This is a genomic window from Paraburkholderia sp. FT54 (assembly GCF_031585635.1).
Taxonomy (GTDB): domain Bacteria; phylum Pseudomonadota; class Gammaproteobacteria; order Burkholderiales; family Burkholderiaceae; genus Paraburkholderia.
In genome coordinates, this window is record NZ_CP134196.1 from 483,226 (window position 1) to 507,230 (window position 24,005).

General features: G+C 62.9%; 19 protein-coding genes. 18 read left to right on the forward strand and 1 reads right to left on the reverse strand.

The features are described 5' to 3' along the window. The first annotated feature begins 59 nt into the window (after positions 1-59). From RI103_RS21700 to RI103_RS21750, 11 genes are all read left to right on the forward strand, one after another. Positions 60-953 (forward strand): LysR family transcriptional regulator, encoded by an 894-nt coding sequence (locus tag RI103_RS21700; protein WP_310817520.1) that lies wholly within the window; start codon positions 60-62, stop codon positions 951-953. A 102-nt stretch (positions 954-1,055) separates the two neighbouring features. Continuing rightward, the gene (locus RI103_RS21705) at positions 1,056-1,730 is read left to right on the forward strand and encodes a histidine phosphatase family protein (RefSeq protein ID WP_310817521.1); all 675 of its coding nucleotides are present in this window, start codon (positions 1,056-1,058) and stop codon (positions 1,728-1,730) included. Positions 1,731-1,751: 21 nt separating this feature from the next. Beyond that, the gene (locus tag RI103_RS21710) at positions 1,752-2,771 is read left to right on the forward strand and encodes a phosphotransferase (protein ID WP_310817522.1); all 1,020 of its coding nucleotides are present in this window, start codon (positions 1,752-1,754) and stop codon (positions 2,769-2,771) included. A gap of 48 nt (positions 2,772-2,819) precedes the next feature. After that, the gene (locus RI103_RS21715) at positions 2,820-3,584 is read left to right on the forward strand and encodes an SDR family oxidoreductase (RefSeq protein WP_310817524.1); all 765 of its coding nucleotides are present in this window, start codon (positions 2,820-2,822) and stop codon (positions 3,582-3,584) included. A gap of 67 nt (positions 3,585-3,651) precedes the next feature. After that, positions 3,652-4,896, forward strand: coding sequence for an acyl-CoA dehydrogenase family protein (locus RI103_RS21720; RefSeq protein WP_310817525.1), 1,245 nt, complete (start codon positions 3,652-3,654; stop codon positions 4,894-4,896). Positions 4,897-5,313: 417 nt separating this feature from the next. Next, on the forward strand, positions 5,314-6,957 hold the full coding sequence (locus RI103_RS21725) for a fatty acid--CoA ligase (protein ID WP_310817527.1): 1,644 nt from the start codon (positions 5,314-5,316) through the stop codon (positions 6,955-6,957). Between the two features lie 22 nt (positions 6,958-6,979). Next, positions 6,980-7,444, forward strand: coding sequence for a MaoC family dehydratase (locus RI103_RS21730; RefSeq protein ID WP_310817529.1), 465 nt, complete (start codon positions 6,980-6,982; stop codon positions 7,442-7,444). A gap of 47 nt (positions 7,445-7,491) precedes the next feature. Beyond that, positions 7,492-9,207, forward strand: a complete 1,716-nt coding sequence (locus tag RI103_RS21735; RefSeq protein WP_310817530.1) for an alpha/beta fold hydrolase — start codon at positions 7,492-7,494, stop codon at positions 9,205-9,207. 67 nt (positions 9,208-9,274) lie between these two features. After that, positions 9,275-9,694, forward strand: a complete 420-nt coding sequence (locus RI103_RS21740) for a phasin family protein (protein ID WP_310817531.1) — start codon at positions 9,275-9,277, stop codon at positions 9,692-9,694. Between the two features lie 71 nt (positions 9,695-9,765). Further along, the gene (phaZ, locus tag RI103_RS21745; protein WP_310817532.1) at positions 9,766-10,599 is read left to right on the forward strand and encodes a poly(3-hydroxyalkanoate) depolymerase; all 834 of its coding nucleotides are present in this window, start codon (positions 9,766-9,768) and stop codon (positions 10,597-10,599) included. Further along, positions 10,596-11,885 carry a DUF445 domain-containing protein gene (locus RI103_RS21750; RefSeq protein ID WP_310817533.1) on the forward strand — a complete coding sequence of 430 codons (1,290 nt, stop codon included), beginning with the start codon at positions 10,596-10,598 and terminating at the stop codon, positions 11,883-11,885. The genes phaZ and RI103_RS21750 overlap by 4 nt, the downstream gene beginning before the upstream one ends. A gap of 40 nt (positions 11,886-11,925) precedes the next feature. Here the strand turns inward: RI103_RS21750 and RI103_RS21755 are convergent, their stop codons facing one another. Then, a complete protein-coding gene (locus RI103_RS21755) occupies positions 11,926-14,661 on the reverse strand; it encodes a LuxR C-terminal-related transcriptional regulator (RefSeq protein ID WP_310817535.1) in 2,736 nt (911 codons plus the stop codon). A gap of 245 nt (positions 14,662-14,906) precedes the next feature. On the opposite strand from RI103_RS21755, the gene RI103_RS21760 reads away from it, so the two are divergent. From RI103_RS21760 to RI103_RS21790, 7 genes are all read left to right on the forward strand, one after another. Continuing rightward, positions 14,907-16,163, forward strand: coding sequence for an acyl-CoA dehydrogenase family protein (locus RI103_RS21760; protein ID WP_310817537.1), 1,257 nt, complete (start codon positions 14,907-14,909; stop codon positions 16,161-16,163). A 52-nt stretch (positions 16,164-16,215) separates the two neighbouring features. Continuing rightward, the gene (locus RI103_RS21765; RefSeq protein ID WP_310817538.1) at positions 16,216-17,331 is read left to right on the forward strand and encodes a DUF5938 domain-containing protein; all 1,116 of its coding nucleotides are present in this window, start codon (positions 16,216-16,218) and stop codon (positions 17,329-17,331) included. A gap of 66 nt (positions 17,332-17,397) precedes the next feature. Continuing rightward, positions 17,398-18,639 carry a thiolase family protein gene (locus tag RI103_RS21770; RefSeq protein WP_310817539.1) on the forward strand — a complete coding sequence of 414 codons (1,242 nt, stop codon included), beginning with the start codon at positions 17,398-17,400 and terminating at the stop codon, positions 18,637-18,639. Between the two features lie 72 nt (positions 18,640-18,711). Then, on the forward strand, positions 18,712-20,316 hold the full coding sequence (locus RI103_RS21775) for an AMP-binding protein (protein WP_310817540.1): 1,605 nt from the start codon (positions 18,712-18,714) through the stop codon (positions 20,314-20,316). A 131-nt stretch (positions 20,317-20,447) separates the two neighbouring features. Further along, positions 20,448-21,197 carry an electron transfer flavoprotein subunit beta/FixA family protein gene (locus RI103_RS21780; RefSeq protein WP_310817541.1) on the forward strand — a complete coding sequence of 250 codons (750 nt, stop codon included), beginning with the start codon at positions 20,448-20,450 and terminating at the stop codon, positions 21,195-21,197. A gap of 18 nt (positions 21,198-21,215) precedes the next feature. After that, positions 21,216-22,163: an FAD-binding protein gene (locus RI103_RS21785; protein WP_310817543.1), complete on the forward strand. Its 948-nt coding sequence runs from the start codon at positions 21,216-21,218 to the stop codon at positions 22,161-22,163. A 15-nt stretch (positions 22,164-22,178) separates the two neighbouring features. After that, positions 22,179-23,969 (forward strand): acyl-CoA dehydrogenase C-terminal domain-containing protein, encoded by a 1,791-nt coding sequence (locus RI103_RS21790; RefSeq protein WP_310818535.1) that lies wholly within the window; start codon positions 22,179-22,181, stop codon positions 23,967-23,969. The last annotated feature ends 36 nt before the right edge of the window (positions 23,970-24,005 follow it).

Genomic DNA, 24,005 nt, shown 5'->3' on the forward strand with positions numbered 1-24,005 from the left:
GTCGGGATCAGCGTGCGAAAGAGGGAATTTCACTTGAGGTAGCGTCAAGGAACCCGAAAATGCGTCTATCAAAGATTGATCTAAATCTGTTTGTTGTTTTCGAAGCAGTCTATAAAACGCGAAACCTGACGCGTGCAGCGGAGATGCTATTCATCACCCAGCCTGCTGTCAGCAATGCATTGGCGCGTATGCGCAAGGCGTTCGACGATCAGCTCTTTGTAAGCACGCCGGCCGGCATGGTGCCGACACCGGTTTCCGAGAACATCATTGGGCGCGTCCGCGATGCGCTACAACTGCTCGACTCGAGCACCCATGCCGGAGAATCATTCGATCCGGCGTCGTCCGAACGGACATTCCGACTCAGCATGAACGACCTGACTGAGGCGTTGCTGCTCCCCGCGCTGGAGGAAGTTCTGCAGCGCCTCGCACCTGGCATACGCATCGAAAGTTATTTCACGACGCGCAGAGAGGTGCCTGAAGCATTGGCGAGTGGCGCGGTCAATCTCGCGATCGATGCACCTTTGATTGACGACCCATATCTCGAGCAGGAGCCTTTGAGCCGCGACCGCTATGCATGCATGCTGCGGCACGACCACCCGTTTTCGAAGAAGAAGCTAAAGATCGATGACTACCTCGGTTTCGGTCACATCCACGTGTCCAGCCGGCGGCAGGGACCCGGTCTCGTCGACGCGGAACTCAACAAGCTCGGTCTCAGGCGCTCGATTCAGACTCGGGTGCAGCACTATCTGGTCGCCCCCTTGATCGCGATGCGGACCGATCTCGTCCTCACCGCACCTCTTACGCTCCTTCAGCGTTATGACGCACGTGTCCTGGAGTTGCCATTCGATCTGCCCAGTCTCGAGTCGCATTGCTACTGGCACCGGAGCGTCACGGGGGATCCGGCGCATCGCTGGCTGCGCGAACAGATCGGCCGTCTCATGCGGGTAGCGTAGACATCAGGTGTCACGAAAATTTATCGTCAGCTATCACTACAATAAATTTCCTGAATGAAGCGAGGCTCGGTATTGTTCTAGCCATGTTTAGACGAGGATGGCATGGCGGAACTCTACCTTGTACGGCATGGTCAGGCGTCGTTCGGCGCGGACAACTATGACGAGCTATCACCTTCCGGTTATACGCAATCACGCTGGCTCGGGGAGTATTTCGCGCACAGCAAACTGGCGTTCGATCGGGTTGTCATCGGCACGATGCGACGGCATGAACAAACCGCTGACGAAATTCTCGCAGCGATGCGAGGTTTGCAAGTCGAGGTCGTGCAAGACGCGGGTTTGAACGAATACGACTTCCAAGGTTTGTTTGCAGCGCTCGGCGAAGACGGGTTTTCACCGGACCCTTTGGCTGACGATTCGAAAAAGAGCTTCTACAAACGGCTCAACAAGGTGCTGCAGCTTTGGTCCGAAGATCGCTTGCCCGGGCGAGTTCCCGAAACATGGCGACAGTTCCAGGCGCGCATCGAGGGCGCGCGTCTCGCAATCCAGCGAGTTGGCGGCAGGCGGGTTCTGGTGGTGAGTTCCGGTGGGCCGATTGCGGTCTTTGCCCAACAGATTCTGCAGGCGCCGGCGGCCGCCGCCATTGCGCTCAACCTGCAGATTCGGAATAGCAGCGTTTGCCAATATGTCTTCAACGACACCGCCATGTCGCTAGTCAGCTTCAACTCGCTGCCTCATCTCGATCCTATCGAGAGGCGCGAATTCGTCACCTACGGTTGATTCGAATGGGACTCCTGCAACATGATGAATACTGGCCTTCAATTCGATGTCGAAAAGCTCACGCGTTATTTGACGGCGCACGTGCCCGGGTTTCATGGGCCGTTGTCCGTCGAGAAATTTGTTGGCGGACAATCCAATCCCACTTATCTCCTGAAAGCGCATAGCGGCAACTATGTCTTGCGGCGTCAGCCGCCCGGCGTGCTGCTCAAGTCCGCGCATGCGGTCGACCGTGAATTCCGCGTGCTAACGGCCCTCGGTCAAACGCCGGTCCCTGTCGCGCGCGCATTGCACCTTTGCGAGGATCGTGAGGTCATCGGCAGCATGTTCTACGTCATGAGTTTCGAGGGCGGACAGATCTTCTGGAATCCTGCGTTGCCGGAAGTGGCCGTTCAAGAGCGCGGCGCCATTTATGACGCTCTGCTGGGGACGATGGCCGCACTCCATGACGTGGATGTCGAAGCGGTTGGCCTGGCCGACTACGGTCGCCCCGGAAACTATTTCGCGCGCCAGATCGACGTATGGACCAAACAGTATCGCGCAGCGCAGACCGACGTGCTGGAATCCGTCGAGGCACTGATCGATTGGCTGCCGGCGCACTGCCCCGTCGAAGCCGGAAAGCCTTCGCTCGTGCACGGCGATTTCCGTATCGACAATCTTATTTTCGAGCGTGGCTCATCACAGGTTCGCGCGGTTCTCGACTGGGAACTCTCGACGCTCGGCAATCCTCTGGCCGACCTCGCTTACTTCTGCATGTGTTTGCGACTCCCTCCGCACGGTCACATCGCCGGGCTTGAAGGGTTGAATAGAGCAGAGTTGGGCGTGCCGGATGAGCCGGCGATCATCGAACAGTACTGCCGGCTGCGAGGAATCGCGTCGATTGAGAACTGGAACTTCTATCTTGCGTTCAGCTTCTTCCGGCTCGCTGCCATCGCGCAGGGCGTAAAGAAGCGGGCGTTAGGCGGCAATGCGTCGAATGACAAGGCTCGCCAGGTTGGAGAGATGGCTGGAGCGCTCGCGAAGATGGGCGTTGAGCTGATCTGACAGCAGGCGCAAGACTGGAAATCTGAAAAAAATACATGGAGGCAGATTGTGACTACCAATTTATTTAATCTGAAAGGAAAGATTGCACTGGTGACCGGTGCAAGCCGAGGAATCGGTGAGGAGATTGCCGGGTTGCTCGCCGAGCAGGGCGCACACGTCATCGTATCGAGCCGCAAGCTGGAAGATTGCGAGGCGGTGGCGAGGGCGATCAGGAACGCGGGTGGCAGCGCGGAGGCAAAACCCTGCCACGTTGGCCGTGTCGAGGACATTCTCGCGATCTTCGAGCATATCCGTGCGCGGCATGGTCGTCTGGATATCCTGGTCAACAACGCGGCGACGAATCCCTATTTCGGCCACATTCTCGATACCGATCTGGCGTCGTTCGAAAAGACGGTGGAAGTCAACTTGCGCGGTTACTTCTTCATGTCCGTGGAGGCCGGCAAGTTGATGCGGGAGAACGGCGGCGGCGCGATTGTCAACACGGCTTCCGTCAACGCGTTACAGCCGGGCGACAAGCAAGGGATCTACTCGATCACGAAAGCCGCTGTCGTCAACATGACGCGGGCATTCGCGAAAGAGTGCGGGCCGTTGGGGATTCGGGTGAATGCGCTGCTCCCAGGCTTGACCAAAACCCGATTTGCCGGGGCGCTGTTCGACGATCAGGCCACGTACGAAAGCTGGCTGTCCAAAATTCCGCTGCGCCGTCACGCGGAGCCTCGCGAGATGGCGGGTACCGTGCTTTATCTGGTCTCCGATGCCGCGAGCTATACCAATGGGGAGTGCATTGTCGTCGACGGTGGACTGACGATCTAATCACCAGGTCGATGCACGGTATTGGACGATGCATCGACGACATTTACCAGGAATCAGGAAGATCAAAATGGACTTTTCATATACCCCGAAAATGGAAGCGCTGCGCGCGCAGGTGCGCGCATTCATGGACACGCATATCGTTCCGCGCATCCGGGAATGGCACGAAGAAGTGAGCGCGGGTCAATATCCCGTCTCCTTCATGGAAAACTTGAAGGAGCAGGCGCGTGCGGAGGGCCTCTGGAATCTTTTCCTTCCGCATCTGCGGGATGACGAGCCCGGCACGCGGCTGACCAATCTCGAGTACGCCCCGTTGGCTGAGATCATGGGGCGCGTTTCGTGGGCGTCCGAGGTCTTCAACTGCAATGCTCCGGACACGGGCAATATGGAACTGCTCCATATGTTCGCCACACCGGGTCAGCGCGAAGAGTGGCTCGAGCCTCTCCTCGACGGCAAGATCCGCTCGGCGTTTGCAATGACGGAGCCGGCAGTGGCTTCCTCGGACGCGACCAATATCACCACGTCGATTCGGCGTGATGGAGACGACTATGTCATTGATGGCCGAAAGTGGTTCATCACGAACGCGGCGCATCCGAACTGCAAGCTCTTCATCGTGATGGGAAAGACGGATCCTGACGCACCGGCCCACCGTCAGCAAAGCATGATTCTCGTGCCTCGCGATACGCCGGGCGTCAAGATGATCCGGAATATCACGGTGGTCAATCACGTGGCGCCGGAAGGACACTGCGAGATCGAGTTCAAAGGCGTGCGCGTACCTCGGTCGAATCTGCTCGGCGAAGAGGGCAGCGGCTTTGCGCTCGCCCAGGCGCGTCTTGGACCGGGACGGATTCACCACTGCATGCGTTCCATCGGCGCCGCTGAACTCGCGCTCGAATTGATGGTGGAACGCGCCCAGGCGCGCACGGCATTTGGCAAGGCGCTGCATCAGCACGGTACGGTCGCCGAATGGATCGCGAAGTCGCGGATCGAAATCGATCAGGCGCGGCTGCTGGTTCTGAAGGCCGCGTGGATGATCGATAACGTGGGCGCGAAAGAAGCACGCAAGGAAATCGCGATGATCAAGGCGCTCGTACCGGGCGTTCATACCGCCGTTTGCGACCGGGCGATGCAGGTGTTCGGCGCGATGGGCTTGAGTCCCGATACGCCTCTCGCGGACAGCTGGACTTGGGGACGTGCGCTGCGCTTTGCCGACGGCCCGGATGAGGTTCACCTGCAGAGCATCGCTCGCATGGAAATCAAAGCCCAGCGGTACGAGCCAGGTAGCGCAAACCCCTACCTGATGACGTCCGAGTAGCGCATAGGCCGAGCCTTTTCCGACATCCTCCGCGGGCGACGCAACGTCGCCCCAGCTCTACACGCCGAAGCATCGCGATCTCGCCGAAAGCCTTCGGCATCCTGACGACGCGAAGCAGGCGATCCACGCCCGCGTGGTCCATCTGGTCCGGTCCATTCTGGCTGAGGCCGATCTGCTCATCGCCGTCGACTGATTTCCCCGGCCTGGCGGCGCTCCGAGCCGCCGGCGTGCTTCGCACGCGCCCGTAGTTTTCCCGCGGCGTGCCGGCCGCACCCCATCGATCTCCCCCGTTCAGGGGATAGTCCCGAATGTCCGATCGCCGCGATCATGGCACTACTCGGGGATGCCACCGTATGCGAGATGCAACGACGAGCCGGTGCCAGCCCGCTATCCATATACCGACGTGAGGAGACACAGATGCAGGACACCGTACAGAACGCGACGCCATCCGCCTATGCCTATCCATTGTTGATCAAGCATTTGCTGCACACGCCGTTCGTGCAGGCGCCGAATCAGGAAATCGTCTACCGCGACCAGCTGCGGATGACCTACAGCCAGCTGCAGGAACGGATCGCGCGGCTCGCCAACGGTCTGGCCGGGCTGGGCGTGGGCCACGGCAACACGGTCGCGGTGATGGACTGGGACAGTCATCGCTATCTGGAGTGCTACTTCGCCGTGCCGATGATGGGCGCCGTGTTGCAGACGGTCAACGTGCGGCTGTCGCCGGCGGAGATTGTCTACACGATCAATCACTCGGGTGCGGAAGTGCTGTTCGTTCATACCGATTTTCTACCCGTCGTCGAAGCGATCAAAGATCAGCTCGAAACGGTGCGCAAATTCATCTGGATCGACGAGCCGGATAGCGAGGCTTGCGAGCACACCATTGCGTTCGTGACGGAATACGAAGCGATGTTGGCGGCAAGTGCAACGACTTACGACTTTCCAGACTTCGACGAAAACACCCGCGCCACGACGTTCTATACGACGGGTACGACGGGCCTTCCCAAGGGCGTGTACTTCTCGCATCGTCAACTCGTTCTGCACACCATCACGCTGATGGGGGCGCTCGCGAGCCCGGTGTCGGGGCAGCGCTTTCATCGCGGTGACGTTTATATGCCGCTGACGCCGATGTTTCATGTGCACGCCTGGGGCATGCCGTACATCGCGACTGTACTGGGCGTAAAGCAGGTCTATCCCGGCCGCTATATACCGGAGCGGCTGGTGAAACTGGTGCGCGACGAGGGCGTCACGTTCTCGCATTGCGTGAGCACGATTCTCCACATGCTGCTGAACTGCCCGGACGCGGAGTCCACGGATTTCAGCAAATGGAAGATCGTGATCGGCGGAGGCGCGCTGCCGCACGGCATCGCCCTTGCCGCGATGGAACGCGGCATCGACGTGTTCACCGGCTATGGCATGTCCGAAACCTGTCCCGTGCTGAGTCTCGCGCAGCTTCCGGCGGGCTACGAACAGCTCGACACCGAAGAGCAAGTGCGCCTGCGCTGCAAGACCGGTCTGCCGGTTCCGCTCGTCGACCTGCGGATCGTCGACGATGCGTTGAACGATGTCGCGCACGACGGCAAGGCCTATGGCGAGGTTGTCGTGCGTGCCCCGTGGTTGACCCAGGGATACTTCGGTAATCAGGAAGCGTCGGAACAGCTCTGGGCGGGCGGCTATCTGCACACGCAGGACATCGCGAACATCGACACGACCGGCAATCTGCAGATCACCGACCGCATCAAGGACGTGATCAAGTCCGGCGGCGAGTGGGTCTCGTCGCTCGAGATCGAAAGCCTGATCTCGCTGCATCCAGGTGTCTCGGAAGTGGCGGTGATCGGCATCAAGGACGAGAAGTGGGGCGAAAGGCCCGTGGCGCTGGTGGTGCTCAAGGCGGGCGCCGCGCTCACCGAGGACGACATCAAACAGCACGTTCTCAAGTTCAGTCACACCGGGCGGATCTCGAAGTACGCGGTGCCGCAGATCGTCAAATTCATCGACGCGCTGGAGAAGACGAGCGTCGGCAAGATGAACAAGAAGTGGCTGCGCGAACAGTTCGCGTAACCGGTCACGAGGAGCAATCACGATGAGCATCAAGGACTATCGCATCGCGACGATCGACGACTTCGTTGGCCGCGAGCTGGGTGTGTCGGACTGGGTCACGGTCGATCAGGCGCGTATCGACGCGTTCGCGCAATGCACGGGCGACAAGCAGTGGATCCACGTGGACGTGGAACGCGCGAAGCGCGAAAGCCCGTTCGGCGGCACGATCGCCCACGGCTATCTGACGCTCTCGCTGCTGGCCGCGCTGGCCATCGAGATCGGTCTCATTCCCGAGGACGCGTCGGCCGGCCTCAACTACGGGCTGGACAAGGTGCGCTTCATGACACCGGTGAAGGCCGGCGCGCGGGTGCGCAACCGCGTGACCCTCGCGTCCGTGGAAGCGAAGGGCGGCGGCCGGATCATCGTGAAGACGATGAACGAACTGCAGATCGAAGGCGAGGACAAGCCGGCGTTGATCGCCGAATCTCTGGCGATGCTCGTGGCATGAACTCTACAACTGTTGACAATCCAAAGCGTCGTTCGAGGAGCATCAAGATGGCGGAGACAACTGACAACGCGTCGCGAAACGATCCGACGGACGATCTCGCGGCATCGGCCGCCGAAGGCATGCTGGGCCCCAACCCGTTCGTCGGGCTGCGCCCGTGCGACATTCTGGCGACCGCGCAGCAGATCGGCACCCAGGCGCTGCGGCAACCCGCGCTGGTCGTCGAGCAGGAAGCGGCGCTCGTGCGCGAACTGATCGCCGTGCTCTACGGTAGCGCCCGCGACGGCGAGGAATCGAGTCCGCCGCGCGACAGGCGTTTTGCCGACCCCGCCTGGCGCGACAACTCGCTCTACCGCGTCACGCTGCAGAGCTACCTGGCATGGCGCAACGCGCTTGCCGGATTTGTCGAGCGCTCGGCGCTGGATCCGAAATCGAAGGAGCGCGCGCAGTTCGTGATGTCGCTTTTCACGGAAGCGCTGTCGCCGACAAACACATTGTTCGGCAATCCCGAGGCATTGAAGAAGATTGTCGACTCGGGCGGCGCGAGTCTCATGGGCGGCATGAAGAACCTCATGACGGACTTGCTGCAGAACCAGGGCATGCCCGCGCAAGTCGACAAGGCCGCGTTCCAGGTCGGCAAGAATCTCGGTACGACGCCGGGCGCCGTGGTGTTTCGCAACGAGGTGCTCGAGCTGATCCAGTACACGCCGGCAACCGCGCAGGTCTACAGCCGCCCGCAGTTGATCGTGCCGCCGCAGATCAACAAGTTTTATGTGTTCGACCTGTCCGAAGGCAAGAGCATCGTGGACTACCTGGTCAAGAGCGAGTTCCAGGTGTTCATGGTGAGCTGGCGCAATCCGACCGCGGCGCAGAGCCACTGGGATCTCGACACGTACGTCGGCGCGCTCCTCGAAGCGATCGCGGCGGTGCGCGACATCACCGGTAGCGACGATGTCAATCTGCACGGCGCGTGTTCCGGTGCGATGACGATCTCCGCGTTGCTCGGCCACCTCGCAAGCCGCGGCGAAACGACCGTCAACGCCGCGACGCTGATGGTCGCCGTGCTGGACAACAAGGCCGACTCGCAGCTCGGCCTCTTCGCCACGCCCGAAGCCATTGCGGCGGCGAAACAGAACAGCCTGTCGAAGGGTGTGCTCGCCGGCGAGGAGATGGGACGCGTGTTCGCATGGATGCGGCCCAACGATCTGGTGTGGAACTACTGGGTGAACAACTACCTGCTGGGCAAGACGCCACCCGCGTTCGACATTCTCTACTGGAACAACGACGCGACCCGGCTGCCGGCGCGCATGCATGGGCAACTGCTCGACATCTTCGTGGGCAATCTGTTCAGCAGGCCGCGTGCGCTGTCGGTGCTGGGCACGCCGATCGACCTGTCCGGCGTCACGTGCGACAAGTACGTGGTGGCGGGCATGACGGATCACATCACGCCGTGGAAAGGCGTGTACAACACGGCGCGGACGTTCGGCGGCGACACGCGGTTCGTGCTGAGTTCGAGCGGCCACATTCAGAGCCTGATCAACCCGCCCGGCAATCCGAAGGCGAAGTTCTTCCTCAACTCTAGCTTGTCCGCGAATGCCGACGCATGGCTGGCCGGCGCGCAGGCGCAGAAAGATTCGTGGTGGGGCAATTGGGCGGAGTGGCTGCGCGAGCGGTCCGGCGAACGGCGCGCGGCGCCGGCCGCGCCCGGCAACGAGCGGCACCCGGCAGGCGTCGAGGCGCCGGGAACCTATGTGATGGAAGCATGATGCACAGCCTTTCGGCCGGGTGATGGCCGTCCTTTTCCTGATGCAATTTTTTTTTGGAGAGTCGATCATGGATTCAACCAACGCTAACAGCATTTTCACCGAGTACACGAAGCTCATCGGTCAGTTCAAGCTGCCGGGTATCGACGCCGCCGCGATCCTCGAGTCGCGCCGCAAGGACATCGAGGCGCTTGCCGAAGCCAACACCACCGCACTCGCGGGCTTCCAGTCGCTTGCCAGCAAGCAGGCGGACATTCTGCGGACGACGCTCACCGAACTGCAGTCGCTGGTTGGCCGCTTGAGCGCGTCGGGCGGTCAGCCCGCAAAAGCCGGCGAAGTGGTTCAACAGGCACTGCACAAGGCGCTGACCGACATGCAGGAACTCGCGGACACGGCGTATCGCGCGCAGTCGGACAGCGTTGCGGTGGTCACGAAGCGCGTCGCGGAACACGTCGAAGAGTTGAAGACGCTGCTGCAGCCGAAGAAGTAAGGCGGGCTCGCGTTGCGACGCGCCCAATCCCCGATGTCGTGCTCCACCAGAGGGTCGTCCGGATGATAGATATGGAACCCACTCCCGCGTCCGTCGGCGGCATGCAAATCCAGATGGTCGATGTCAACGGCCAGTTGTTGCGTGTCGCGACACGGCAGGGCAGCGACGCGTCGCCGCCGCTGCTCATTTTCAACGGCATCGGCGCCAACCTCGAACTGGTGGAGCCGTTCGTCACCGCGCTCGACGACGTGAGCGTGATCATCTTCGACGTCCCCGGCGTGGGCGGCTCGCCCGCACCCGTCGTGCCGTATCGCTTCTCGACCCTGTCCGTGCTGAGCGAGCGGCTGCTGTCGCGGCTCGGCTACGACGGGCCCGTCGACGTGCTCGGCGTTTCGTGGGGCGGCGCGCTCGCGCAGCAATTCGCGCGTCTCTATCCGGTACGTTGCCGCCGGCTGATTCTCGCGGCGACCTCGCCGGGCGTCGTCATGGTGCCGGCGAAACTGTCGGTGTTGTCGAAACTGATCGGCCCGCGCCGCTATACCGATCCAGCCTATCTTCAGGAGGTGGGCGCGGAAATCTACGGTGGTGCGTACCGGCGGGATCCGTCGTTGCTGCGCGATCACTCCCGGCACATTCAGGCGCCACGGGGCCGCGGGTACCTCTATCAGCTGCTGGCCGCCGCGGGCTGGAGCAGCTTGCCCTGGCTCGGCGCGTTGCGCCAGACGACGCTCGTGATGCACGGCAACGACGATCCCATCGTCCCGCTCACCAACGCGAAGATTCTCGCCGCCCGCATCCGCCAAGCGACGCTGTATGTGATCGACGACGGCCACCTGTTCCTCGTCACGCGCGCCAGGGAGGTGGCTCCCGTGGTGCGCCGGTTTCTACGGCAGGAGGCGGGTTGAGTGCCGTCGCGAATGGCGACGAAGGCGCGCGGCGTGCCGCGGCCGCTGCGCCGGAATACCTGAAAACGCAGCGCCTGAAGCGGATGCGGCGAACCGCGACGTGTTTGCTCGCGGTGCTGATCGCGCTGCTGCTCATGTCCGTCGTCTGGCAGGGCGAGTATCCGTGGCTGGCATGGTTGCGCGCGTTCGCGGAAGCGGGCACGGTCGGTGCGATCGCGGACTGGTATGCGGTCGTCGCGCTGTTCCGGCGTCCGTTCGGTTTGCCGGTCCCGCATACGGCCATCATTCCGCGGAACCAGCAGCGGATCGCCGAGAGTCTCGGCAACTTCGTCGAAGAGAATTTCCTGACGCCCGAGCTCATCATCGGCAGGCTGAGCGGCCACAACGCCGCGCGGGCGCTGGCGCAGTGGCTCGCCGTGCCGGCCAATAGCCGGGCGATCGCCGAGGTCGTCGCGGATTCGCTGCCGGGCTTGCTGAACGGGATCGACGAAGCGAACGTCGAACGCTTCTTCGAGCGTACGGTGATACCGCAATTGCGTACGCTCGACGTGTCGCGTGCGGCCGGCAGCGTGCTGCAAGTGCTGACGGACGGGGGCCGCCATCAGCCGCTGCTGGACCGCGGGCTTCAGGCGCTGGAGAAGTGGCTGACGGCCAACGTGGACATGATCAAGGCCAGATTCAGCGCGGCCTCGAGATACACGCCCGTGCAGCTCGATGCATACATCGTCAGGAAATTCGTCGAAGGCATCGTCGCGCTTCTTCATGACGTGACGGCGAATCCCGATCACGAGCTTCGCCAACAGTTCGACGACGCGGTGCAGGATCTGATTGTCCAGTTGCAGACCTCGGCGGTGCATCGCCGCGCCGGCAAATCATTGATGCGCGACTGCATTCGCTACTTCAGGAACGGCGACAACTATCGCGTGCTGCTCGACTACGTGTGCACACGCGTGAGCGCCGATCTCGCGCACGAGCATTCGGCGCTGCGCGGCGCGCTGGCGGGCATGCTGGTCTCGCTCGCGAGGAGCGTGGACAGCGAGCCCGCGATTCAGCACAAGCTGAACGCCTGGTGGCTCGCGCTGGCTCACGAACTGGTCGTGCGTTATCGGCGCGAGTTGTCGGCGCTGATCACCGAGGTCGTAAAAAGCTGGAACGCGGATGAAGTGAGCGGGAAGATCGAAGCGGAAATCGGCCGCGATCTGCAATACATCCGGATCAACGGCACGTTCGTGGGCGGCATGGTCGGCGTGCTGCTCCATGCGGCCGCGCTTGTCGTCACGCGGTGAAACGCATGGACCAGGGCTCGTCAGATGCGCAATCAGCCCGCTAGCCGTGCTGCACGAGTCCCAGCGCCTGCGCGCGCGCAACGGCTTGCGCGCGCTTGTCGACCGCGAGCTTCATGAAGATGCTCTTGACATGAGACTTGACGGTTTCCGGCGCGATGCCGAGGGTGCGCGCGATTTCCTTGTTCGACTGCCCGTCGGCAATCAGCTCGACAATGTTGCGTTCGCGCGCGCTGAGCGATTCCCGTTCGGTGTCCCGCGCGGGTTTGCTGGCGGGCTGGTAGAGCGCCCGCCAGCCGTCGAGCAGGCGATCGACATAGCACAGCAGCGCCTTCGTCTGCGCGCTCGCGCGCGTGTCGTCGCGAACGGCCTGCAGCAGCGCGCCGATTTCCGGAAACAGGTCGATGATCGACTGGTAGATGCCCGCGGCCGCACCTTCCTTGAGCACGCCGCGGAAGATCTCGACGGCGCGGTCGCGTTCGTCGGCGCCCAGACAGATCAGGGCGAGCACGCTTCGCAGGCGTAGCGCGAGGTAGTGCTCGTGCCGTGCCTCGACGACCTGCAACGCGGCTGTCACGATTTCAATGCCGTCTTGCGTCCGCTTCTGGGCCATCGCGAGATAGGCGGCCGCGAGCGAGCGGTAGGTTCCGATCTCCGGCGAGACGGCAGGCGAACCAGCGGGGCCGGGCGCGGCGAGATGTTCCAGTTGCGCGACACATCCCGCGGCTTCCGAAATGCGTCCTTCCAGCAGATAGAGCCGAGTGCGTTCGACGAGGCCACCCGCGATCAACCGGTTCCAGTGGCGAGCATGGCCGAGCGCCTCGCCCTGATTGAGCAGCGCGTAGGCCTGCACGGCATTGGAACGCGCGGCTGCGATCCGGATGAGCATCCGGTAGGCGATCAATGCGCTGTCGAGCAGGACCGCCAGATCGATCACCGGCATCAGATCGACGAGCAATGCCTCGGCCTCGTCGAGCCGGCCCTGCTCGTAGCGGATCTGCGCGATCATCGGCGCGCATAGCGCGGCGGAGATGGATTGCGCACCGGAATGACGCTCGGCCAACTGCATCGCCTCGCTGAAATACCGCTCGGCCAGGCCGAAGTGCATCTGCTGCATCTCCGCATGGCCGAGCAGGCACAGCCGGTAGGTCGAAGCGAACACATTGCGCTGGTCCTCTTCGATCGAATAGGGGATCCACGGCGTCGCGTACAGCGCTTCGAGGTTGCCCGCCTTCCAGTGGCTGAAGCGCACGACGTTGGAGGCGACATTGGTGCTCCAGATATCGGTCGACGGCCGGTCTAGGCACGGCTGCGCGATCGCGAGCGCCCCTTGCGGATCGTCCTGCAGCGCGACCACGACCGAGCGGATCACCCGGCATTCCCAGCGGATGCTGTCGGGGTCGGCATTCGCGTGCGCATCGCGCTCGATCGCATCCAGCATGGCGAGCGCATCGCTCGAACGTATCGCGAGCGCCATGCCCCAGGCGATCGCCAGCGTGACCTCGACCTGTCCGCGCATCAGGTGCGCCGGAAAATGGCGCTGCCAGCCGAGCAGTGTCAGCAGGTCGCCTTTCTTGACAAGCGCCATCGCGCAGTTGCCGATCAGGGTGATCGCATCGTCCGTGTCGCCCGCGGCGATCGCGTGCTTGACAGCGTGTGTCCAGATTTCCTGCGACGCATACCACCGGCACGCGCGCCGATGCAGATCCGCCAGTTCGTCGCCCGACTGCGCGCCCAGCCGTTGGCGCAAGTACTCGCCCAGCAGCGGGTGATAGCGGAACCAATGCCCTTCGAGATCCATCGGCTCCAGCAGCAACTGGCGTGCGGCGATTGCTTCCAGCATGCCCTGACTCGCCTTGATGCCGGTTACCGCCTGGCACAGCGGGGCAGTCAGCCGATCGAGTATCGCCGTGCGCAGCATGAAGGCGACCATGTCGTCGGGCAAGCGCATGAGCATGTCTTCGAGGTAGGCGGCGAAGGGCCGTGAAGCGCCGGACGCCACACTCGACTCCCCGCCCGGCCTGGGTTCTTCGCGCGACAGCACCGACGCGGAAATGCGCAACGCCGCCGCCCAGCCCTCCGTGCTCGCGTGCAGCGATTTCACGCCGGGCGTGCCCAGCCTGCCAGGACATTCGCGTTCGACAAAGCACCGTGTCTCGTCGAAATTGAAACGCAGTGTCGACGCGTCGATTTCCAGCAGTTCGTTTTGCGCTCGGAGCCTCGCGAGCGGCAGCGCGGAATCCGCACGGGTGCAAACAATCACATGCACGTGCGACGGTGCGTGCGTGATGAAGAACGACATGGCGTCGTGAATCGCCGGGAGGCTGATCAGATGGTAATCGTCGAGGAACAGGCACACCTCGTCCTCGACTTCCACGAGGTCGTTGATCAGCGTCGAGACGACGGCGTGCGCGGGGACCAGAGAGGTCCCGGCCGTCAGGCCGATCGCTGACGCGCCGACGTTGTTGCAGGCATGCCGCAACGCCTGGGCGAGGTGATGAAGGAAGCGCGCGGGTTCGTCGTCTTCGTCACCGAGCGACAGCCACGCTACGCGCGCGCCGCTTACGCGCAGCCGGTTGAGCCAGGTGATCGCCAGCGAGGTCTTGCCGAAGCCGGCGGGCGCCTTGATCACGGTGAGCCGTCGGTCCTCTGCCTGAGCCACCAGATCGAACAGGCGCGGACGATCGATCAACCCCGGCGGCAGGCGCGGTGGCAGAACCTTCGTGGCGAGCAGGAGTGGCAGCTTCTCGGAGGGCATCGGTTCCTCGGTCAGACGCATGAACTGCTTCGGGCATTTGGGTTCTCCCTGGGTGTCCTCCCCCGTCCATGCGATCGCGCTCCCCTGTACGGGGGATATTGCGCGGCGCTTCGCGGGTACACCATGGTTTCCATAGAGGACATCGAAGTGCAACCGGACCAACCTGCAGCGCGCCGACCGGCTACTGCGTGACGGTCAGTCGAGCACGCCCGGGACCGGTACGTCACCGAGGAAATGATACGCCCAACCACCTCCAAGGAGGAGACATGTCGACCACATCAAATCACGTTGCAACGCACAAACTCGGTCCGCTAGGTGCTGAGCCCGAATTGTCCGAGATGGGACAGATGGTGCAGCAGACTGTCCATCGTTACGCGGAAGAGGTCATGCGCCCCGTCGGCGTCAAACTCGATCGCATGACGCCGGAGGAAGCCATTGCTTCGGGGTCGCCCTACTGGGATGCCCGCAAGAAGTTTGTCGAGTTGGGGTTTGGTGTCGACAGCCTGTTTGAGCTCGAACCCGCCGAGCGAGCCAAAACCATGTGCATCCTGTTCGAGGAACTCGGCTGGGGTGATTCCGGACTCGCCATATCGTACGGTGCCGGCTTGCTCCCGGCGCTGATGAGCGCGCTGTCAGGCAACGCGTTTTGCCGGGCGTTGGCGCCAGATGCGAAGCTCGGCTGCTGGGCCATCACGGAACCCGATCATGGCTCCGACATGCTGGACGCGAACGGCATGATCCTGCATCCGCAGGGAACCTACGGCCGGCCCAACTGCGTGGCCACGCTGCGTGGTGACGAGGTGATCATCAATGGGCAGAAGTCGGCATGGGTGTCGAACGGCATCGTAGCGGATGTCTGCATTCTCTACTGCGCGGCGGACAGTGGTGCAGGCGTGGAGACGAGGCGCGGGGCGGTGATCGTCGTGCCGATGGACGCCCCTGGTGTATCGCGTGGCAAGCCGCTCGACAAGGTCGGACAGCGCGCCCTCAACCAGGGCGAAATCTTCTTCGAGAGCGTCACGCTTTCCAGGGATCACATCCTCGCCGGCCCGGATCAATACCTCGACGCCGTCTATGCCATCCACTCGCTTGCCAACGCGATCATGGGCACCGTGTTCACCGGCGCGGCGCGCGCGGCCTACGAACTTGCTCTGGCCTATGCGCATGAACGCAAGCAGGGCGGCTTGCCGATCATCCGTCATCAGTCGGTGGCGTCGCGGCTCTTTCATATGTTCAGGAAGGTGGAAGCGGCTCGTGCTCTCGCGCACCGTGTCGTGCACTACAACTTCACGACGCCGCATCCATCGCTGCACGCAGCGATGACGGCCAAGATCACCGCGACCCAGACCGCGTTCGAAGTCGCCAACGACGCACTTCAGATCTTTTGCGGCAACGGCCTCACGCGCGAGTATCCGATCGAAAAGATCTGGCGTGACGCGCGGGCGTCGCTGATCGAGGACGGCTGCAACGAAGTCCTCGCGATCAAGGGCGGCTACTACCTGATTGATCCCGAGCTGCTTTGAATCACGCGCCCGGTGCAAAGGACTGCGATAGCAACTTCCAGGAGACGACGACATGGCAACGACATACGAAGTGGTGCTCTACGGAGCGAGTGGTTACACGGGCAAGCTCACGGCGTGGAAGCTGGCCGAACGCGGGATTCCGTTCATTGCCGCGGGGCGCAGCAAGGAACGGCTGCAAGAGGAGATGTCCAAGGTGCCGGAACTCGCCGGACATGACTACCAGTGCGTCGGCGTCGAGCACGAAACGAACGCGCTGACAGAACTCTTCAAAGGCCGGAAGGCGGTCATCAACATTGTCGGGCCGTTCATGCAGCTCGGCCGCCCGGTGGTCGAGGCCAGTCTCGCGGCGGGTTGCCACTATTTCGACACGACGGGCGAAACCGACTGGATGTCCATGTTGAAGCGCACGTACGGCGAGGCGTTTGCCGCAAAAGATCTGGCGCTGTGCCCGGGCAATTCGTACATGTGGGCCGAAGGCAATCTGGCGGCGGAGATCGCGCTGGAAACACCGGGCATCGACACGCTCGACGTGATCTACCTCGGAGATTCGGAAGTCAGCGTCGCGTCGACGATGTCGTTTCTGCGGATGTGCACGCAGCCGCAGTTCTTCCTGCGCAATAAAGAGCTTGTGCAATGGCCCTGGGCGACGCCGTATCAGGTCCATGTGCCCGGTGAACATGTGCTGCTGAACGCGCTGCCTTGGGGCGGCGGTGGCGAACCGATCTGGTACGAGGGCGATCCGCGTGTGCGCAATTGCCAGACGCTGGTGTCGTTCAGAAATCAGGAGCGTTTCAATGCGGTCGTCGGCTTGCTGAAGAAGTTCGAGGAGGAGTGCCGCCATCTCGACCCATCCAGACAGGAAGAAGTCACCAACGAATGGGGCAAGGCCGTCACGCAAACCGAACCCGCCCGTGAGAATCCCGATGTCAACCGTTGCACGCTGTCATGCCAGGGACGCGGCAACGTGAATTCCGTCAGCGTGATTCTGCGCGGCAATTCTCCCTATGCGCAAACCGGCGTGCTGGGTGCGGAAGCAGTACGCCGCATTTTGCGAGGGCAGTTGCATGCGGTCGGCTTCGCTTCGCCAGCGCAGGCGTTCGGCGCGCGCAATCTCCTCGCAGCGCAGGCCGAGGAAGGCTACCTGAACTACGAAGTGAAGAGCGTTTGACCAGATGTGGATCGGAACGCGCCGCGTTGCATCGTCGCGCAGCCAATGAGCGAGGGAGAAGTGAACATGAGCAAGGAAGTGTACGTCGTGGGCATCGGGATGACGCCCTTTGGCAAACATCTGGACACCAGCGTGAAGCAGATGACGTGCAAGGCCGTGGAGGACGCGCTTGCCGATGCGGGTTGCGACAAAGGGCAACTGCAAGGCGCGTTCTTCGGCAACTCGACGCAGGGGCACATGGACGGCCAGCACATGATTCGCGGCGAGCTTGCCTTGCGCGCGATGGGCGTGCACGGATTGCCCGTGATCAACGTCGAGAACGCATGCGCGAGCGCCAGTACCGCATTCCATCTGGCGGTGAACTACGTGAAGGCGGGGGCCGCGGATATCGTGCTCGCCGTGGGCGCCGAGAAAATGTTTTCGACCGACAAGGCGCGCACGTTCAGCGCGTTCGACGGCGCGTGGGACGTGCACGACACCGAGAATGGCAGGCGCAGGCTGCTCGAGATGGGACTAGGGATTGAGCCACCCGAAGGAAGCGTCTCGGAGAAGCCCTATAGCGTGTTCATGGATATCTACGCGTCGATGGGGCGCATGCACATGCGCGAATTCGGCACCACGCAACGGCAGATTGCCGCTGTGTCCGCCAAGAACCACGGGCACTCGGTGCACAATCCGCTCGCCCAGTATCGGCAGGCCTACTCCGTGGAAGAAATTCTCAGCGCGCCCCCAATCACCTATCCGCTGACGTTGCCGATGTGCTCGCCGATCAGCGACGGCGCGGCCGCGGCGATCGTATGCAGTGAGGCCGGCCTTGAACGGCTCAAAGGTGGGCGCACCCGTGCCATTCGCGTGCTGGCTTCCGTGCTTCAGACCGGCAGCGACCGGCCGGCCGCCGCGCTCGACCAGCATCTGGTCCGGCTCGGCTCCATCAAGGCCTATGAACAGGCCGGCGTGGCGCCGCGGGACGTTTCGGTTGCCGAAGTACACGATGCGACCGCGATCGGCGAAATCATCCAGTCCGAAGTACTCGGGCTGTGCGAGCCGGGCATGGGCGGCGTGGCGGCGGAGCGCGGCGACACCTCGATCGGCGGGCGGATTCCGATCAATCCATCCGGCGGCCTGGAATCAAAAGGGCATCCAATCGGCGCGACCGGGTTGGGCCAACTCTACGAACTCGTTACGCAGTTGCGCGGCGAAGCGGGACAGCGCCAGGTCGAGGGCGCGCGTATCGCACTTGCGGAGAACGGCGGTGGTCTGTGCGGCGTGGAAGAAGCCGTTGCCAGCATCACGATTCTGGGACGTTAGCGTTGAGAGCGTGACGGCCGGCGGAGATCCGGCACGCACACGATATCGAACACCATGAGGAGACACCGTGCCATGAGCACCAGACCAGACACCATCCTGGCGGCGCTGATCGCCAATCGCGTCGACACCATGCCAGATCGGGACGTACTCACGATCGAGGGAGCCGGTGTGCGGCCCGACGAAGTGCGCACCTACCGGCAACTCTGGGATAACGGCCAGCGTCTCGCTCAAGTGCTGATCGATCGTGGTCTGCGTCCCGGAGAGCACTTCGCGTTGCTGATGGCCAACCATGCCGAGTTTATCGAAGCCATGGTGGCGGCATCGATCTCGGGCACCGTATTCGTGCCGATCGATCCGCGCACCAAAGGCGACAAGCTCGCCTACATGCTTGAGCACGCACAGTGCAGAGGCGTTATCGCCGCCGACTACGCGCTCGACAATCTCGCCGCCGTGCGGGGAACGCTGACGCAACTGTCGTGGGTGATCGGGCTCGAAACGGACGAAGGCGCGAGGCCGCTTTCCGAGGTTGCCGATGTGCTGTCCTACCGCGCGTCACGACCGCAGCAGGTGCCTGATTTGCCCATTCTGACGCGTGACCCCGACAGTCCGATGCAACTGATCTTCACGTCCGGCACGACCGGCGATCCGAAGGGCATCGTCATGACGCATCTGCGTTACTGCGCAACCTCGGCAGTCGTGCCGACGATGTTCGGTTACGCCGCCGACGAACGCCCCTACTCAGGACTCTCGCTGACTCACGCCAACGCTCAGGTCATTACGTTGGGTGCGTCGCTCGCAACCGGAATGCGGGCCGTGCTGTCGCGCCGTTTCACGAAGTCCCGGCTGTGGGACATCACACGCAAGTATCAGTGCACGACCTTCACGCTGCTCGGCGGAATGACCACGGCGATCTACAGCGAACCGGCCAGGCCAGACGACTCGGACAACCCGGTGCGCTTCGTGGTTTCCGCTGGGATGCCCGCGGCAATCTGGGCCGAGTTCGAGCAGCGCTTCGACGTGCGAATCGTCGAGTTCTACGGCGCTGCGGAGGGCGGCCTCACGGTCAGGCAGGTCGGGGCCGGGCCAGTCGGCAGTATTGGCAAGCCGGTGCCCACGCTCAAGCACCGCATTGTCGACGACGACGGCCGCGATTGCGCACCAGGCGTGCCGGGCGAATTGCTGTTCCGGCCGGCGGACGGATCGCCGTTCAAGGTCGAATACTTCGGCAATCCGGACGCATCCGCGAAAAAAAGCAAGGACGGCTGGCTGCACATGGGCGACGTCGTGCGTGAGGACGAGAACGGCTGGCTCTTCTTCGAATACCGCAAAGGCGGCGGAATTCGCCATAACGGTGAATTCATCAATCCCGCGCCGATCGAGAAGGTGATTGCCGAGTCAGGCGTAATCGAGGACGTCTATGTGTACGGGGTCGCGGCGTCATCCGGTGCGCCAGGCGAGAAGGACGTGGTCGCGGCCGTGGTGCCGAAACGGGCGGCCGACTTCGACCCACAGCAGATGTTCCGCCTCTGTCGCGCGAAGCTCGAAGCGAGTTCGGTGATCTCCTTCCTGCAGGTCGTGCCCGAGATTCCCAAGACTGCGTCGGAAAAGCCACTGGAGCGCCATCTCGTCGAAATGTTCGGGCAGCGGCGCGACAGCGTTTTCACCGAGATCCCATGACGGCTCCCGCAAGGGAATCGAATACCGCGCACGTGTAGTCGAGATCGCATCGGCGGACCGTGTCCCATGCACCTGAATCGAGCGGCTCGTCGCCGGTCGGGTGGAACGTTTTTGCCAACAAGGAGTAGGCAATGAAAGTACTTGTGCCTGTCAAGCGCGTCGTCGACGCCAATGTGAGGGTTCGTGTGAAGGCCGACGGCAGCGCCGTCGACATCGCCAACGTGAAGCTGTCGATGAACCCGTTCGACGAGATCGCCGTGGAGGAGGCCGTGCGTCTGAAAGAGGCCGGTGCAGCCACGGAGGTGGTCGTGGTCTCCTGCGGCGTGCAGGCGTGCCAGGAAACGCTGCGCACCGCGATGGCGATCGGCGCCGACCGCGCCATCCTCGTCGAGACCGAGGCCGAACTGCAGCCGCTCGCCGTGGCCAAGCTGCTGAAGGCGCTGGTCGACAAGGAGCAGCCGCAACTGGTGATGCTCGGCAAACAGGCCATCGACGACGACGCCAACCAGGTCGGCCAGATGCTCGCCGCGCTGCTTGGCTTGCCGCAGGCGACGTTCGCATCGAAGGTGGTCGTGGAAGCCGGGAAGGCGACGGTGACGCGCGAGATCGACGGCGGCCTCGAAACGATCGAGGTCGACCTGCCTGCCGTGATCACCGCCGATCTCCGGCTCAACACGCCGCGTTACGCAACGCTGCCCAACATCATGAAGGCGAAGAAAAAACCGCTCGATGTCGTGACGCCCGATGCCCTCGGTATCGACGTCACGCCGAGGCTGACGACGCTCAAGCTGGCGGAGCCCGCGAAACGCGAGGCGGGTATCCGCGTCGCCGACGCCGCCGAGCTGGTGGACAAGCTGAAGAACGTCGCGCGTGTGATCTAGAGACAAGAGGAGATGAACATGTCCGTACTCGTTATTGCAGAACATGACAATCAAACGCTCAAGGCGGCGACTCTGAGCGCCGTCACTGCCGCCGCCGGCCTCGGCGACGAAATCCATGTGCTCGTGGCTGGATCTCAATGCGGCAGAGTCGCCGAACAGGCGGCCGGCATCGCAGGCGTGGCCCGCGTGCGCGTGGCTGACGCCGCGCAATACGAACACGCGTTGGCGGAGAACCTCGCCACGCTCATTGTCGGATTGGCTCCCGGTTACAGCCATCTGTTCGCGCCGGCCACCACGTCCGCGAAGAACGTGATACCGCGCGTGGCAGCCCTGCTCGACGTCGCGCAGGTCTCGGAGATCGTGGCGGTGGAGTCGGCGGATACGTTCGTGCGCCCCATCTACGCGGGGAACGTGCTGGCCACGGTGCGAAGCGCGGATCGCATCAAGGTCCTGACGGTTCGAACCACGGCCTTCGCCGCGGCGCCGGCCGAAGGTGGCGCCGCGGTGATCGAAGCGCTCGCGCCGGCCGCGGAGGTTTCGGCTTCCCGCTTCGTGAGTCAGCAGTTGACCCGTTCCGAGCGTCCTGAACTCACCTCCGCGCAGCGCGTCATCTCAGGCGGTCGGGGCATGGGTTCCAGTGAGAGCTTCGCGCTTCTCGACGAGATCGCCGACCGGCTCGGCGCGGCAGTCGGCGCATCCCGTGCCGCGGTGGATGCCGGCTTCGTTCCCAACGACTACCAGGTGGGCCAGACCGGCAAGGTCATCGCCCCGCAGCTTTACATCGCGGTGGGCATATCGGGTGCGATCCAGCATCTGGCCGGCATGAAGGACTCGAAGGTGATCGTGGCGATCAACAAGGACGAAGAAGCACCCATCTTCCAGATTGCGGACTACGGCCTCGTCGGCGACCTCTTCAAGGTGCTGCCGGAGTTGTCGCGTGAACTGGACAAGCAGCAACAGAACTGATTCCAGGAGTCAATGATGACCACCTATATTGCGCCATTGCGCGACATGCATTTCGTGATGAACGAGTTGGCCGGGCTCGACGCTTTATCGTCGCTACCGGGCTGTGAGGACGCGACGCCGGAACTCGCCGGCGCCGTGCTCGAGGAGGCCGCAAAGTTCGCCACGGAAGTGCTTGCGCCGCTCAATAAGACCGGCGACGAGCAGGGCGCGCGCCTGAGCCGCGATGGCGTCATCGCGGCAGACGGCTTCGGGGCGGCCTATCAGCAATTCGTCGAAGGAGGCTGGAACGGGCTCAGTGGCGATCCTGACTACGGCGGCCAGGGTCTGCCGGAACTGCTGCATGCGGCAACCGTGGAGATGTGGAATTCCGCCAACATGTCGTTCGCCCTGTGCCCGCTGTTGACGGCGGGCGCCACCGAGGCATTGCGACTGCACGGCTCACAGGAACTCAAGGCCGGCTACTTGCCGAACCTCATTGGCGGCGAGTGGACCGGCACGATGAACCTGACCGAATCGCAAGCCGGTTCGGACCTTGCGGCCGTTCGTGCGAAAGCCGTTCCTGAGAGAGATCACTACCGCCTGTATGGCCAGAAGATCTTCATCACGTGGGGCGACCATGACATGACCGGCAACGTCATCCATCTCGTGCTGGCGCGCACGCCCGACGCGCCCGAAGGCGTGCGCGGCATTTCACTTTTTCTGGTGCCCAAGTTCCTCGTGAACGCCGACGGCTCGTTGGGACAACGCAACGATGTTCACTGTGTGTCTCTCGAACATAAGCTCGGCATTCACGCGAGTCCGACCTGCGTGATGAGTTTCGGCGATCAGGACGGCGCGATCGGCTATCTGGTCGGCCAGGAAAACAAGGGACTCGCGCATATGTTCACGATGATGAACGAGGCCCGCCAGAAGGTCGGCATTCAAGGACTCGCGATGGCCGAGCGCGCGTATCAACAGGCGCGTGAATACGCGAAAGAGCGGATTCAGGGCAAGCCGGCCGCAAGCAAGTCGAGCACTGCCGTGGCGATCATTCAGCATCCGGACGTGCGGCGCATGTTGCTGACCATGAAGGCTCAGGTGGAGGCGATGCGAGGGTTCGCCTACGTGATGGCGGCGAACGCGGACTACGCGCACCGGCATCCCGACGCGACGGAACGCAACCGCTATCAGACCCGTGTCGATCTGCTGATACCGGTGCTGAAGGGCTGGTGCACTGAAGTGGGTCAGGAGATCGCGTCGCTCGGCGTGCAGGTGCACGGCGGAATGGGCTTCATCGAAGAGACCGGCGCGTGCCAGTACCTGCGCGACGCCCGCATTTCAACGATCTACGAGGGCACGACGGGCATCCAGGCAGCGGACCTTGTGGGCCGCAAGCTTGCCATGGACCAGGGGGCGGCAATGGCTGAGCTGATTGCGCAGATGCGCCAGCTAACGGCTGAACTGGACCGAAGCGCGGATACGCGCCTTGTTCCGGTCGGAACCGCGGTGGCCGCCGGCGTGCAGGCGCTGGAGGAGGCCACCGCGTGGATGCTTCGAGCCCTGGCGAAAGACGTGGACGAAGCATTGGCCAGTTCGTTCGACTATCTGATGCTCACCGGCTATGTGTGCGGTGGATGGCAGATGGCGCGCGCCGCGCTGGCCGCGTCGAAAAAAAGCGCTGCGGGCGAAGATCCGGACTTCCACGAGGCGAAGCTCGCAACGGTACGGTTCTACGCCGACAAGATACTGCCCAAAGCGAACTCGCATCTGGAGATGATCCGCTCAGGCGCGTCCAGCGCGACGGACATCGCTGTCGAACAATTCTGAGCCGGGTTTTCAAACGAGTCGACAGAACAACAAGTC